An 11,995-nucleotide genomic window follows, 5' to 3' on the forward strand; every position below is an offset into this window, starting at 1 on the left:
TGTGCCGCGGCACAGCGGGCCGGCGAGACGGCCGTACGGACGTACGTCGAGGAGCTCGGCAAGATGGTCGCGGCGGTCGGGTCGGACGACGCCGCGGCGGCCCGGACCGCCCGGGACCGCATCTCCACCGCGCTGACCGACTGGCGCAGCACGCTGCGGCGCGAGTCGACCCGGGCCGAGGACGCCCAGCTCAAGACCCTCCTCGCGGACATGGCGGCGGAGGTCGGCACGCTGGGCACCGACGTCGACTCGATCGACGAGACCGGGCTCGACCGGCTCCGGCAGCGCCTCGACCAGCTCTGCGCCCGCTGACCGGCGGGGCCCGGTTTGGGTGTGGGCCCTCCGATGGCGTACGCTGGCCGGCGGTGCACTTTGGTGTACCGAGTTCTCGCGTGCCCGCGCCGCCGTGCCTCTGCTACCCGGCGAGCCGCCGCGGGAACACCCGCCAGCAGCCTCAACGACAGGGAGTCCGCCTCCGATGTACGCGATCGTCAAGACCGGCGGCAAGCAGTACAAGGTCGCCGAGGGCGACGTGATCGAGGTCGAGAAGCTCGTCGGTGCCCCCGGCGACGCGGTGAAGCTCACCGCGGTGCTCCTCGTCGACGGTGACGACCTGGTGACCGACGCGGCGAAGCTTGCCAAGGTCGCGGTGTCCGGCGAGATCGCCGCGCACACCAAGGGCCCGAAGATCCGGATCCACAAGTTCAAGAACAAGACCGGCTACCACAAGCGCCAGGGTCACCGCCAGCCGTTGACCCAGGTCAAGGTGACCGGCATCTCCAGCGGGAAGTAGGTCGTCCTCAGATGGCTCACAAAAAGGGTGCGTCCAGCTCGCGCAACGGCCGTGACTCCGCGGCGCAGCGGCTCGGCGTGAAGCGCTTCGGTGGTCAGGTCGTCAGCGCGGGTGAGATCCTCATCCGTCAGCGTGGCACCAAGTTCCACCCCGGTGACCTGGTCGGCCGCGGCGGAGACGACACGCTCTTCGCGCTGGCCGCCGGTTCGGTCCAGTTCGGCACCAAGCGCGGTCGCAAGACCGTCAGCATCGTGCCGCAGCAGTAGTTCGAAGGCGTTGCGGGCCGCGGACCTCGTGTCCCGGCCCGCTTCGCTTTTTTCGTGCGGGGCGTGACCCTCGCTGGAAGGATTGACGCCCGTGGCGACGTTCGTTGACCGGGTCGTCCTGCACCTGCAGGCCGGCGATGGTGGGCACGGTTGTGTCTCGATCCACCGGGAGAAGTTCAAGCCGTTCGGCGGCCCCGACGGCGGCAACGGCGGGCACGGCGGCAGCGTGTCCCTGGTGGTCGACCCGCAGGTGACGACACTGCTGGACTTCCACTTCCGCCCGCACGTGAAGGCCGAGAACGGCAAGGGTGGCGCCGGGTCGAACCGGGACGGCGCGAACGGCCGCAACCTTGTGCTCAAGGTGCCGAACGGCACCGTGGTGCAGGCCCCCGACGGCACGGTCCTGGCCGACATGGTCGGCACCGGCACGACCTTCGAGGTGGCCCGGGGCGGGCGCGGCGGCCGGGGCAACGCGTCGCTGGCCAACGCCCGGCGCAAGGCCCCCGGCTTCGCCGAGCTGGGCGAGCCCGGCGAGCAGCTCGACGCGGTGCTGGAGCTCAAGAGCGTCGCCGACGTCGGGCTGGTGGGCTTCCCGTCGGCCGGCAAGTCGTCGCTGATCTCGGTGATCTCCGCCGCCAAGCCGAAGATCGCCGACTACCCCTTCACCACCCTGGTGCCCAACCTGGGCGTGGTCCGGCTGGACAACCACACCTTCACCGTCGCCGACGTGCCCGGCCTGATCCCCGGGGCGGCCGCCGGCAAGGGCCTCGGCCTGGAGTTCCTGCGGCACATCGAGCGCTGCGCGGTGCTGGTGCACGTCATCGACACCGCCACCCTGGAGCCCGGCCGGGACCCGGTCGCCGACATCGACACCATCGAGGCCGAGCTGACCGAGTACGGCGGCCTGGCCGACCGTCCCCGGCTGGTGGCGCTCAACAAGGTCGACGTGCCCGACGGCCGGGACCTCGCCGAGATCGTCCGCCCCGACCTGGAGGAGCGCGGTTTCCGGGTGTTCGAGGTCTCCGCGGCGACCCGGGAGGGGCTCAAGGAGCTCATGTACGCCATGGCGGAGCTGGTGGAGCAGGGACGCAAGGCCGCGCCGCCGGCCGAGGCGACCCGGATCGTGATCCGCCCCCGGGCGGTCGACGACGCCGGCTTCACCATCGAGGCCGCGCCGGACGGCGCCTGGGTCGTGCACGGTGTCCGTCCCGAGCGGTGGGTGCGGCAGACGAACTTCGACAACGACGAGGCCGTCGGCTACCTGGCCGACCGGCTGGCCCGCCTGGGTGTCGAGGAGAAGCTGGGCAAGGCCGGCGCGGAACCGGGCGACCTGGTCCGGATCGGCGAGCGGGAGTTCGACTGGCAGCCGACCCTCTACGCCGGGGCCGACTTCATCCCCGGCAACCGGGGCACCGACGTCCGGCTGGAGGAGAAGTCCACCCGGGCGTCCGCCGCGGAGCGGCTGGCGGCCCGCAAGGCCCGCCGGCAGCGCCCGGAGGACGACGTCGAGGGCACCGACGCCGACGTCTCCGACGACGTCGCCCCGGCGGACGGCTTCGGCGACGCCGGGCCGGTCCGGGAGGCTGACCCGTCCGACGGGCCCGGTGCCTCCCAGGGGCCCGGCCCGTCCCGCATCGCGGCGGCGGGCGACGCCGAACAGCCCGCCCAGGCGGGCGACGCCGAATAGCCCGCCCAGGCGGGCGACGCCGAATGGCTCGTCGCGCTCCGTGCGCGGGTCGATTGCCGGAAACCTGCCCGAAATCCCCGCCGCCTAGCGTGGCCTGATGCTGATCGAGTCGCGCCCCGCCACCGATGCGGAGATCGACGCCCTGGTCACCGCCCAGCAGCGCGAGCTGCGGGCGGCCGACGGCGGGCTGGACGGCCAGGCGACCGTCACCCACGACGACATCCGCTACCTGGTGGTGGTCGCCGACGGGCGGGCGGTCGCCTGCGGCGGGATCCAGGCGCTCGACGCCGGCACCGGCGAGGTGAAGCGGATGTACGTCCGCCCGGCCCACCGGGGGCGGGGCATCGCCCGGCAGTTGCTGACCGCGCTGGAGGAGTTGGCCTTCCAGCAGGGGTACGCGGTGCTCCGCCTGGAGACCGGCACGTACCTGCCGGCCGCGATCGGGCTCTACACCTCCAGCGGGTACGAGCCGATCCCGGTCTACGGCGAGTACGTCGGCAACCCGTACAGCGTGTGCTTCGCCAAGCGGCTGCGCGTGCCGGCCTGACGGGGCCGGGCGGTCAGTCGCCGGTGTGCGCGTGTACGGCGGTGACCGGCTTCGACTCCGGCGACGCGTGCTGACGCAGGAAGATGCTCAGCACGATCAGCGTGCCGACGGCGAGGAACTCGCTCTGCCAGTTCTGCATCGACTGGAACCAGAAGTCGCTCGTGCCGAGGAACTCCCACACGCCGATCGGCGGCGCACCGCTCTGCAGCGCCTGCTGCTGGTTGTAGTCGGCGGTCCCGCCGAGCAGGTGGCCGACGAACGAGCCGGCGAAGATCAGCAGCAGCGCGATGGAGAGGCTGTTGCGGTAGACCACCAGGGGCAGCCCGCCGGCGCGTACGGGCCAGGGGGAGTCCGGGGTGGCCCGCCGCTCGTCGTCCTCGGGCCGGTCGGTCTGTCCCACCGGCTTGGACTCCGCCGACCCGCGCTGCACCAGGTAGGCGGTGAGCAGGACGTAGCCGCCCATCTGGAGGAACTCCGACTCCCAGTTCTCGAAGACCGACTCCATGAAGTGCCCGGTGCCCAGGTACGCCGGCCAGCTGGTTGGCGCGGCCCCGAACTCGGCCAGCTCCTGGTTGTACGTCTGCCAACCGAACACGCTCTGCAACACCAGGAAGACGAGAAAAGCGCCGAACATCGCCACGGTCAGCGCGTTGTCACGCAACCACCTCGGCATGACGCCCCTCCTCGTCGACGGCCTCCGACCTCCGTGCCCGGAGGGCGCGGCGGGCAAACGCCGCCACGCGGCGCGGGTCAGGGGCGGTCGAAGGGGTCGTCGGCCCGGGTGCCCGTGCCCACCTGGTTGGAGAGCAGCAGCCCGAAGGCGAGCATGCCGAAGCCGAGGACCAGGTGCAGCCAGTTGTCGGCGTCGTTGACCGGGATGAAGTTCGCCGCGCTCTCCCGGTCGATCGCGAAGCCGTACAGCCACAGGCCGAGGTAGAGGGCGCCGCCGCCGGCGAGGAAGACCCGGGCCCCGGCGACGCTGCGGGCCAGCAGCAGACCGGCCAGTCCGAAGCCCAGGTGCAGCGCGTTGTGCAGGATCGACACCTGGAACAGGCCGAGCAGCCGGGCCTCGGAGTGGTGGCCGGCGAACGTCATGTCGGCGTAGTTGATGGTGATGCCGGGGATGAACCCGAGCACTCCGATCAGGGTGAAGACCCCGGCCGCGGCCACGGCGGCGAGCTGCACCTTCGGCTTCGGGCCCGCCGGGCCGCCGCGTGCATGTCGTGCCATCGATTCACCTCCGTGGACCTGCGGAACGCCCTGCCCGCGGCGCCGGCGGCGGGGGAGCGTCGGACACTGTGCGTGACAAGGACGACACGCGATCCGCCGATCCTCCATTTTGTAGCGCTCCGGCGGCGGCCCGCAGGGAAAGTCACGAAGGAGGTATGGAACCGGCAACGCAGGGTAGGTCAAGAGGTGCGACGGCAGTAACGGCCGACGCATCCCCCCCAGCACACACCCGCGGAGACTTTCCGAGCGGAAGGGAAATCATGACCTACGATCTGTCACCCACGACTTCCACGTACGGGCAGGAGTCGAGCAACGGCAGCGGCGTCCGCGAGCAGGCCCGTCAGGTCGGCTCGGAGGCCAAGCACGCCGGTGGCGCCGTCGCCGGGACGGCCAAGGAGCAGGGCCGGGAGGTCGTCGGCGAGGCGAAGCTCCAGGCGCGCAACCTCTACGGCGAGGCCCGCAGCCAGCTCGCCAGCCAGGCCGGCGACCAGCAGCGGCGTGCCGCCGGCGGGCTCCGTTCGCTGGCCGACGAGATGCGCTCGATGGCCGAGCAGGGCGGCCAGGCCGGCCCGGTGAGCGAGATCGCCCGCCAGGCCGCCGACCGGGTGCACGGCGTGGCCGGCTGGCTGGAGCAGCGCGAGCCCGGCGACCTCATCGCCGAGGTGCGCGACTACGCGCGTCGCAACCCGGGCACCTTCCTGGTCGGCGCCGCCGTGCTGGGTGTGCTCGCCGGCCGGCTGACCAAGAACATCTCGGCCGCCGGCGACGGCCAGGGTGGCAACGGCTACCCCGCGTACGGCTCGGGCGCCGGCTACGACCCGGAGCAGACCGCGGTCATCCCGACCCCGCCGGCCCCGCGTGCGGTGCCGGACGCCGTACCGCCGGGCGGCTACCTCGACCCGACCCCGGGCGCGTACGCCGACCCGCAGACCACCACCAGCTACGCCGACCCCGCCGGTGGCGTCGGCCAGCCGCTGCCGCCGGTGAGCCAGACCGACCCGCTGCCGGGCGTGCCGTCGACCGGGACCACCCGTCCGTGAGCCCAGGAATCACCCGAAGGGAGGCGGCGGCATGAGCATGCCGACGCAGGGGGCGGGGCTGGACTCCGGCTACCACCCCCACGACGCGGACGAGGTCAGGGGCAGCTCGATCGGTGAGCTGATGCGCCAGGTCACCAGCGACCTGTCGACCCTGATGCGGCAGGAGGTCGAGCTGGCCAAGGCCGAGATCCGCCAGGAGGGCAAGAAGGCGGGCAAGACCGCCGGCTTCTTCGGCGGCGCCGGCTTCGGCGGCTACATGGTGGCCCTCTTCCTGTCGCTGGCCCTCTGGGCCGGGCTGTCCAACGTGATGGACGCCGGCTGGGCGGCCCTGATCGTGGCCGTCATCTGGGGCGCGATCGCCGCGGTCCTCTACACCAAGGCCAAGAAGAGCGCCGAGCACATCCGCGGCCTCAAGCAGACCAACGACAGCGTGCAGCGGATCCCCGACGCGCTCAAGCCCCACCCGCAGGAGGTCGCCCGATGAGCACCGACCCGGACCAGATCCGCCGGGAGATCGAAGCCACCCGGAACAACCTGAGTTCCGACGTGGACGCGCTGGCGTACAAGGTCAGCCCCGCCCGCATCGTCGACGACCGCAAGCAGCGGGCCCGCAACGCACTGCAGAATGTGAGGGACAAGGTGATGGGAAGCGCTTCCGACCTGGGTCACAGCACCAAGCACGGCGCCCACGCGGTGGGCGACCATGCCTCCTCGGCAGCATCGACCGTGAGTGACAAGGCCCACTCGGCCGCCTCGACGGTCAGCGACAAGGCACACTCGGCGGCCTCGACGGTCAGCGACGCCGCGCAGCGGGCGCCGCACGTGATCCGGCAGAAGTCCGAGGGCAACCCGCTGGCCGCCGGCCTGATCGCCTTCGGCGTCGGCTGGCTCGCCTCCTCGCTGATCCCGTCGACCCGCCGCGAGCAGCAGGTGGCGTCGCAGGTCAAGGAGAAGGCCGGCGAGCACGCCGGGGTGGTGAAGGAGAAGCTGGGCGAGGTCGCCAACGAGCTGAAGGAGGAGCTGCGCGAGCCGGCGCAGCACGCCACCCAGTCGGTGCGCTCCACCGCCCAGGACGCGGTGCACGCCGTCAAGGACGACACCCGTTCGGCCGCGCACGACGTGAAGGACCAGGCGCAGCACTCCCGCGAACAGGTGCGGTACTGACCAGCCCGATCACCGTACACCGTAGCTCGCGGCCACTCCCGGAGCACCGTCCGGGCAGTGGCCGCGAGCTGTCGTGTGCGTCCCGGGCGGGTGAGGGTGCGGGAAGTCAGCGCAGGTGGCGGCGGAGGGTGCGTTCGAAGTGGGCGGCGCGACGCACCCGGCCGCCCGCGTAGCGGACCCCGCCGAGGAGCAGGCGCCGGCCGACGGCGAGCCAGCCGCACACGCCGCGCTCCAGCAACCAGAGCGGGGCCGCCAGGGCGGTGGCCGGCGGGAAGACCGCGGCGCCCCCGCCCCGGCGCCGGCCCGCCTCGGCGAGCGCCACCGTGGTCACGGCCGCCCCGAGCAGCAGCCTCGGCCGCCGGGTCGCGACCGCCACGGCCAGCGCCGGCAGGACCGCGAGCGAGGTGACCAGGCGGGCCGGCTGGGCCAGGTCGTCGTACGCCTGGCGGACCCGTTGGCCCAGGAAGTGGGCGGTGTCCGGCGGCAGCCGGCGTACGTGCAGCCAGGCGGGTGCCGCCTCGGTCCCCCCGTACGCGCGCACGGTGCGGATCAGCTCCAGGTTCTCGAAGAGCACGTCCGGGTCGTACCCGCCCATGGTGAGGAAGGTGCTCCGGCGTACCGCCAGGGTGCCGGGGTAGTCGGCGCCGAGCGCCCGGTTGAGCAGGGTGCGCCCCGTGTCCCACCACGCGTGCCAGGGCAGCGGGTCGAAGTAGTTCTGCGGCCGGACCAGGTCCACCCGGTCGAGCAGCCGGTGCACGGCGAGCAGCCCCGCCTCGTCGTACCGGACGTCGTCGTCGGCGATCACCACGTGCTCGTGCCGGGCCGCGCCGACGCCGGTGAGCACCCCGGTCACCTTGCCGTTGACGCCGCGCAGGGCGGGATCCGGCCGCAGGTGCCGGACCAGGCCGCGCCAGGCCTCCGCGTGCCGGGCGAACAGTTCCGCCGGCGACCCGTCGACCACCGTCACGTCGACCCGGGCGCTCAGCCGCCGCAGGTAGGCGGTCAGTTCGGCCAGCCCGGCGTCGTCGGTCCAGCGCAGCGGCAGCACGTACGCCAGGGGAAGCCGACGCTCGCCGGCGCTCCCGGCCGTCGGCGCGCCGGTGCCGCGGCCGTCGCCGCCGGGAGCGGCACCGGCCGGGCGGGCCGGGGCGCTCACGCCTGCTCCGGGCGGCGGTAGACGGAGACGTGCTCGCGGCTGTGGTCGGTGAACGGCCGGCCGCTCCAGTCCTCCCACCGATGCTCGCGGCGCAGCCCGCCCAGTTGGGCCATCAGGTCAAGCTCCGCCGGCCAGGCGTAGCGGTGGTTGGCGGGCAGCAGGCGCACCCCGTCGTTGCCGATCCGGACCTTCGTGGTGGTCATCCGCTGCTCGGCGGGGTGCAGCAGGGCCGCCTCCAGCAGCACCACGTCCTCCGCCACCCGCACCGGCCGCAGCGCGCCGCCGGCGCGGAAGGCGCCCGGGTCGGGCACCCACGCCTCGACGACGAACCGGCCGCCGGGGCGCAGGTGGGCGGCGGCGTTGCGGAAGCAGGCCACCTGGGCGGCCTGGTCCGGCAGCGCGAAGATCGTGTTGAACGCGAGCACCACCAGGGCGAACTCGCCGGGCACCCGGGTCTCGGCGAAGTCGCCGACGGCCACCTCGACCGCGTCCCCGCCGGGCTTGGCGCGCAGCCCGGCGGCCATCTCCGGGGAGCCCTCGACACCGGCGACGGTCAGTCCCCGGGCGGCCAGCGGCAGGGCGAGCCGGCCGGTGCCGATGCCGAACTCGCACACCGGGCCGCCGTCGGCGAGCGCGGCGAGCCGCTCCACCGCCGCGTCCGGTGCCAGGTGCGCGTACGTCTCGTCGTAGACGTCCGCGGCGTGCCGGCCGTACTCGCTGGCGTCGAAGGACACGGTGCCTCCCGGTGGCGGTGGGTGCCCGCAGCAGGTGCCCGGTTATCGACCGGGCAAACCGGCACGTCGTTTCGGTGGGGCGGTCCCGGGTAGCGCAACTGGTGCGGGTGGTCGATTCCCGGGCACCCGGGTGGAGGAGACGAGATGACCAGCAACGGAACGAGGTGGGCGCTGCTCGGCGCCACCACCGTGACCGTGGTCGGCGTCGGCCGGGCGGTGGCCCGTCGACGACGCCGGCACCAGCCCGAGCGCCGCGACGGCTGGTACGTGGTGCGGCGCGGGGTGACGATCGACCGGCCGGCGGCGGCGGTCATCGGCTTCTGGACCGACCGGGAGCGGATGGACCGGGCGCTGGCCGGGTGGGCGACCCTGGAGCGGCTCGACGACGACCGGTGGCGCTGCGTGGCGCGGGACCCGGCCGGCGGGGGCACCGAGTGGCGGGCGGAGATCACCGTCGAGGGACCCGGGCGGCTGCGCTGGCGGGTCATCGACGGGCCGGAGCAGGAGGGCACGGTCCACCTGACGCCGGCGCCCCAGGACCGGGGCACGGAGGTCCGCGCCGAGCTGCGGTGGCGCTCCGGGCCGCTGCGCCGGGCGTTCGGACTCCTCGGCGGCGACGACCCGGACCAGGCCCTGCGGGACGCGCTGCGCCGGGTGAAGGCGCTGGTCGAGTGCGGCCAGGTCATCGACACCCGGCGGGACCCGTCCGGGCGCGGCCCGGCCCAGGAGAAGGCGACAGACAAGGTGCGGGAGAGGCTGAGGACGGGAGGGCGGGCATGAGGGCGCTCTGCTGGGAAGGCGTCGGCAAGCTGGCCGTGCGCGACGTGCCGGAGCCGCGGATCCGCGCCGAGGGCGACATCATCGTCAAGGTCGGCGCCAGCAGCGTGTGCGGCTCCGACCTGCACCTGATCAACGGCTTCCTGCCGGCGATGCGGGAGGGCGACGTCCTCGGCCACGAGTTCATGGGCGAGGTCGTGGAGACCGGTCCCGGCGTACGGCGGCTGCGCGTCGGCGACCGCGTCGTGGTCGGCTCGGTGGTGGCCTGCGGCGGCTGCTGGTACTGCCGCACCGAGCAGTACTCGCTCTGCGACAACTCCAACCCGCAGCCGGTCTTCACCGAGAAGCTCTGGGGCCACTCGCCGGCCGGCATCCTCGGCTACTCGCACGCCGCCGGTGGCTACTCCGGCAGCCACGCCGAGTACGTCCGCGTGCCCTTCGGCGACATCGGGGCGTTCCAGGTGCCCGACGGGGTGCCCGACGACTCGGTGGTGTTCGCCTCCGACGCCATGCCCACCGGCTGGATGGCCGCCGACTTCTGCGCGCTGAAGGGCGGCGAGGTGGTCGCGGTCTGGGGCGCCGGCGGGGTCGGCCAGATGGCGGCCCGCTCCGCCCAGCTCCTCGGCGCCGAGCGGGTGATCGTGATCGACCGGCTGCCGGAGCGGCTCGCCACCGCCGCCGACCGGCTCGGCGTGGAGACGGTCAACTACGCCGAGACCGACGTGCTGGAGGCGCTGCGGGAGATGACCGCCGGCCGGGGGCCGGACGCGTGCATCGAGGCCGTCGGCATGGAGTCGCACGACGTCGGGCCGGTGTACGCGTACGACAGGGCGAAGCAGACGGCCCGGCTGCAGACCGACCGCCCCACGTCGGTCCGGCAGGCGATCATGGCCTGCCGCAAGGGCGGCACGGTGAGCATCGTCGGCGTCTACGCCGGCCTGGTGGACAAGTTCCCGCTCGGCGCGGCGATGAACAAGGCGCTGGTGCTGCGGATGGGGCAGATGCACGCCCAGCGCTACATCCCGATGCTGCTGGACCGGATCGCGGCCGGCGAGATCGATCCCGGTTACCTGGCCACCCACCCGATGTCGCTGGAGCAGGGCGCGCGGGGCTACGAGACGTTCGAGAAGAAGGAGGACGGCTGCCTGCGCAGCGTCCTGCACCCGGCCTGAGCCCGTCGCGACCGCACCGCCCCGGGGCCGTCGAGGTCCCCGGGGCGGTGTCGTGTTCAGGCCGTGCGGCGGACGTTGGTGACCAGGAACCCGCTCGGCGGCAGCGCCGGCATCCGGTGCAGGCTCAACGCCAGGTCCTGCGGTGGCACGTCGTACCGCATCGTCGTGGTCAGGTTCGTCACCGCCCGCTTCATCAGCTCGATCGTGATCCACTCCCCGGCGCAGCGGTGACCGGTCAGGTGCTCGCCGCCGCCCTGCGGCACGAGGGCGAACGGGTCGCCCCGCCAACCGGTGAAGCGCTCCGGCCGGAACCGCTCCGGCTCCGGCCAGAGCGCCGGGTGGTGGTTGGTGCCGTACAGGTCGAGCAGCACCCGCCGGCCGCGCGGGAAGTGGTAGCCCTGCCAGTCGAACGAGCGCCGGACCCGGGCGGCGGCCACGGGGAAGAAGGGGTAGTAGCGGCGTACCTCCTGCACGAAGCTCTCGGCGGCCTCGTCGCTCTCCCGGACCCGTTCCCGCCAGGCCGGGTGGTCGTGCAGGGCCAGCGCGGCGAAGACGATGAAGCGGTCGACGGCGACCGTGGGCCGCAGCACGTTGAGCAGCTCGACGGCCGCGATCCGGCGGGGGAGCAGCCGCCCGTGGGCGTCGCGGTGCTCGGCGACCACCCGCAGCGCGCTGCCCTCGGGGGCGGGGAGCGTGCCGGCGCGCTGCCGGTCGACGATCCGGCCGATCCAGCGTTCGCCCCGGCGGCGGCCCCACAGGCCACGCCAGTGCTGGGGGCCGAGCGCCGCCGGCCCCTCGATCATCGCGTGCAGCTCGGCGGTACGCCGGTCCACCTCGGAGTTCGCGAGCGGCACGCCGGCCCAGGCGCAGACCGCGCGGGTCAGCATCCGGCCGACCTCGTCGTAGAGCACCACCGGCTCGCCCGACTCCCAGGACGGGACGCGGGCCCGCCACTCGTCGTCGAAGAGCTGCGCGAGCTGCCGGACCGCGGCCGGCGTCATGATCGACATGAACATGGCCTTGCGGTCGGCGTGGTCCGCCCCGTCGAGGCCCTGCACACCGCCTCGGCCGGTGAGGGTGCGCTGCGCCCGCTTCGGCATGGCGCCCGCCCGGACGAAGCGCTCGGTGTCGTAGAAGAGCTCCGCCGCCGCCCGGCCGCGCAGGCAGATGGTGGGCTCCAGCAGCAGCCGGGCCTGGAAGATGTCGGTGCCGTGGCGGTCGCAGCGTCGGCCGACGAAGCGGTAGCCGTCGCGCAGGAACGCCACCGAGCTGTCCGGGCTGCGCTCCGTCGGGATGGTCGCCATCGGGCCTCCTGACCGAAGGTGGCGGCCGTTGCCGGCCGGGTCCTGTCCGTACCTCTGCGTCTACCCGGGCCGGCGTGCCTGAACCCCGCCGCCGGGTCGGCCGCGGCGCGGGGCGGGCGGCGGGT

At 73.7% G+C, this 11,995-nt stretch carries 13 protein-coding genes and 2 pseudogenes; 10 read left to right on the top strand and 5 right to left on the bottom strand.

All coding sequences use genetic code 11. From position 1 onward, the window contains the following. The 5 genes and pseudogenes from F6X68_RS33645 to F6X68_RS24115 all read left to right on the top strand — a co-directional run. Window positions 1–312 (top strand): annotated as a pseudogene (locus F6X68_RS33645) (hypothetical protein); the annotation flags it as partial. A gap of 166 nt (window positions 313–478) precedes the next feature. Next, the gene (gene rplU / locus F6X68_RS24100; protein WP_088975625.1) at window positions 479–793 is read left to right on the top strand and encodes a 50S ribosomal protein L21; all 315 of its coding nucleotides are present in this window, start codon (window positions 479–481) and stop codon (window positions 791–793) included. Between the two features lie 11 nt (window positions 794–804). After that, window positions 805–1,059, top strand: coding sequence for a 50S ribosomal protein L27 (rpmA, locus tag F6X68_RS24105; RefSeq protein ID WP_013288010.1), 255 nt, complete (start codon window positions 805–807; stop codon window positions 1,057–1,059). 91 nt (window positions 1,060–1,150) lie between these two features. Then, window positions 1,151–2,593, top strand: a pseudogene (obgE, locus tag F6X68_RS24110) (GTPase ObgE); the annotation flags it as partial. Between the two features lie 250 nt (window positions 2,594–2,843). Next, entirely contained in the window at window positions 2,844–3,293 is a 450-nt protein-coding gene (locus tag F6X68_RS24115) for a GNAT family N-acetyltransferase (RefSeq protein WP_132240444.1), read from the top strand. Window positions 3,294–3,306: 13 nt separating this feature from the next. Here the strand turns inward: F6X68_RS24115 and F6X68_RS24120 are convergent, their stop codons facing one another. Both F6X68_RS24120 and F6X68_RS24125 read right to left on the bottom strand, forming a co-directional pair. After that, on the bottom strand, window positions 3,307–3,966 hold the full coding sequence (locus tag F6X68_RS24120; RefSeq protein ID WP_151456421.1) for a DUF6766 family protein: 660 nt from the start codon (window positions 3,964–3,966) through the stop codon (window positions 3,307–3,309). Between the two features lie 77 nt (window positions 3,967–4,043). Continuing rightward, window positions 4,044–4,523 carry a DUF4383 domain-containing protein gene (locus F6X68_RS24125; protein WP_151456422.1) on the bottom strand — a complete coding sequence of 160 codons (480 nt, stop codon included), beginning with the start codon at window positions 4,521–4,523 and terminating at the stop codon, window positions 4,044–4,046. 260 nt (window positions 4,524–4,783) lie between these two features. Between F6X68_RS24125 and F6X68_RS24130 the strand changes: the two genes are divergently transcribed. Genes F6X68_RS24130 through F6X68_RS24140 form a run of 3 tightly spaced genes read left to right on the top strand, consistent with a single transcriptional unit; the run spans window position 4,784 to window position 6,727 of the window. Continuing rightward, window positions 4,784–5,563 (top strand): hypothetical protein, encoded by a 780-nt coding sequence (locus F6X68_RS24130; protein WP_151456423.1) that lies wholly within the window; start codon window positions 4,784–4,786, stop codon window positions 5,561–5,563. A 31-nt stretch (window positions 5,564–5,594) separates the two neighbouring features. Continuing rightward, a complete protein-coding gene (locus F6X68_RS24135) occupies window positions 5,595–6,047 on the top strand; it encodes a phage holin family protein (RefSeq protein WP_151456424.1) in 453 nt (150 codons plus the stop codon). Beyond that, entirely contained in the window at window positions 6,044–6,727 is a 684-nt protein-coding gene (locus F6X68_RS24140) for a DUF3618 domain-containing protein (protein WP_151456425.1), read from the top strand. The genes F6X68_RS24135 and F6X68_RS24140 overlap by 4 nt, the downstream gene beginning before the upstream one ends. Before the next feature lie 106 nt (window positions 6,728–6,833). Here F6X68_RS24140 and F6X68_RS24145 read toward each other — a convergent pair whose 3' ends face one another. Both F6X68_RS24145 and F6X68_RS24150 read right to left on the bottom strand, forming a co-directional pair. Then, window positions 6,834–7,883 carry a glycosyltransferase family 2 protein gene (locus F6X68_RS24145; RefSeq protein ID WP_151456426.1) on the bottom strand — a complete coding sequence of 350 codons (1,050 nt, stop codon included), beginning with the start codon at window positions 7,881–7,883 and terminating at the stop codon, window positions 6,834–6,836. After that, on the bottom strand, window positions 7,880–8,617 hold the full coding sequence (locus tag F6X68_RS24150; protein ID WP_151456427.1) for a class I SAM-dependent methyltransferase: 738 nt from the start codon (window positions 8,615–8,617) through the stop codon (window positions 7,880–7,882). The genes F6X68_RS24145 and F6X68_RS24150 overlap by 4 nt, the downstream gene beginning before the upstream one ends. 144 nt (window positions 8,618–8,761) lie before the next feature. On the opposite strand from F6X68_RS24150, the gene F6X68_RS24155 reads away from it, so the two are divergent. Together F6X68_RS24155 and F6X68_RS24160 are read left to right on the top strand one after the other, a co-directional pair. Next, window positions 8,762–9,397, top strand: coding sequence for a cyclase (locus F6X68_RS24155; RefSeq protein ID WP_151456428.1), 636 nt, complete (start codon window positions 8,762–8,764; stop codon window positions 9,395–9,397). Beyond that, window positions 9,394–10,566: a zinc-dependent alcohol dehydrogenase gene (locus F6X68_RS24160; RefSeq protein WP_151456429.1), complete on the top strand. Its 1,173-nt coding sequence runs from the start codon at window positions 9,394–9,396 to the stop codon at window positions 10,564–10,566. Before F6X68_RS24155 ends, F6X68_RS24160 begins: the two co-directional genes overlap by 4 nt. A gap of 56 nt (window positions 10,567–10,622) precedes the next feature. On the opposite strand, the gene F6X68_RS24165 is transcribed toward F6X68_RS24160, so the two are convergent. Further along, a complete protein-coding gene (locus tag F6X68_RS24165) occupies window positions 10,623–11,870 on the bottom strand; it encodes a cytochrome P450 (protein WP_151456430.1) in 1,248 nt (415 codons plus the stop codon). Window positions 11,871–11,995 lie beyond the last annotated feature (125 nt).

This window comes from Micromonospora sp. AMSO12t (assembly GCF_008806585.1).
GTDB classification, from domain to species: domain Bacteria; phylum Actinomycetota; class Actinomycetes; order Mycobacteriales; family Micromonosporaceae; genus Micromonospora; species Micromonospora reichwaldensis.

What these genes read in the sequence shown, in the direction of transcription:
- F6X68_RS24165 (WP_151456430.1), bottom strand. Translation starts at nt 11,870, where the DNA reads ATGGCGACCATCCCGACGGAGCGCAGCCCGGACAGCTCGGTGGCGTTC.
- rpmA (WP_013288010.1), top strand. Translation starts at nt 805, where the DNA reads ATGGCTCACAAAAAGGGTGCGTCCAGCTCGCGCAACGGCCGTGACTCC.
- F6X68_RS24160 (WP_151456429.1), top strand. Translation starts at nt 9,394, where the DNA reads ATGAGGGCGCTCTGCTGGGAAGGCGTCGGCAAGCTGGCCGTGCGCGAC.
- F6X68_RS24140 (WP_151456425.1), top strand. Translation starts at nt 6,044, where the DNA reads ATGAGCACCGACCCGGACCAGATCCGCCGGGAGATCGAAGCCACCCGG.
- F6X68_RS24120 (WP_151456421.1), bottom strand. Translation starts at nt 3,966, where the DNA reads ATGCCGAGGTGGTTGCGTGACAACGCGCTGACCGTGGCGATGTTCGGC.
- F6X68_RS24125 (WP_151456422.1), bottom strand. Translation starts at nt 4,523, where the DNA reads ATGGCACGACATGCACGCGGCGGCCCGGCGGGCCCGAAGCCGAAGGTG.
- F6X68_RS24130 (WP_151456423.1), top strand. Translation starts at nt 4,784, where the DNA reads ATGACCTACGATCTGTCACCCACGACTTCCACGTACGGGCAGGAGTCG.
- rplU (WP_088975625.1), top strand. Translation starts at nt 479, where the DNA reads ATGTACGCGATCGTCAAGACCGGCGGCAAGCAGTACAAGGTCGCCGAG.
- F6X68_RS24135 (WP_151456424.1), top strand. Translation starts at nt 5,595, where the DNA reads ATGAGCATGCCGACGCAGGGGGCGGGGCTGGACTCCGGCTACCACCCC.
- F6X68_RS24115 (WP_132240444.1), top strand. Translation starts at nt 2,844, where the DNA reads ATGCTGATCGAGTCGCGCCCCGCCACCGATGCGGAGATCGACGCCCTG.
- F6X68_RS24155 (WP_151456428.1), top strand. Translation starts at nt 8,762, where the DNA reads ATGACCAGCAACGGAACGAGGTGGGCGCTGCTCGGCGCCACCACCGTG.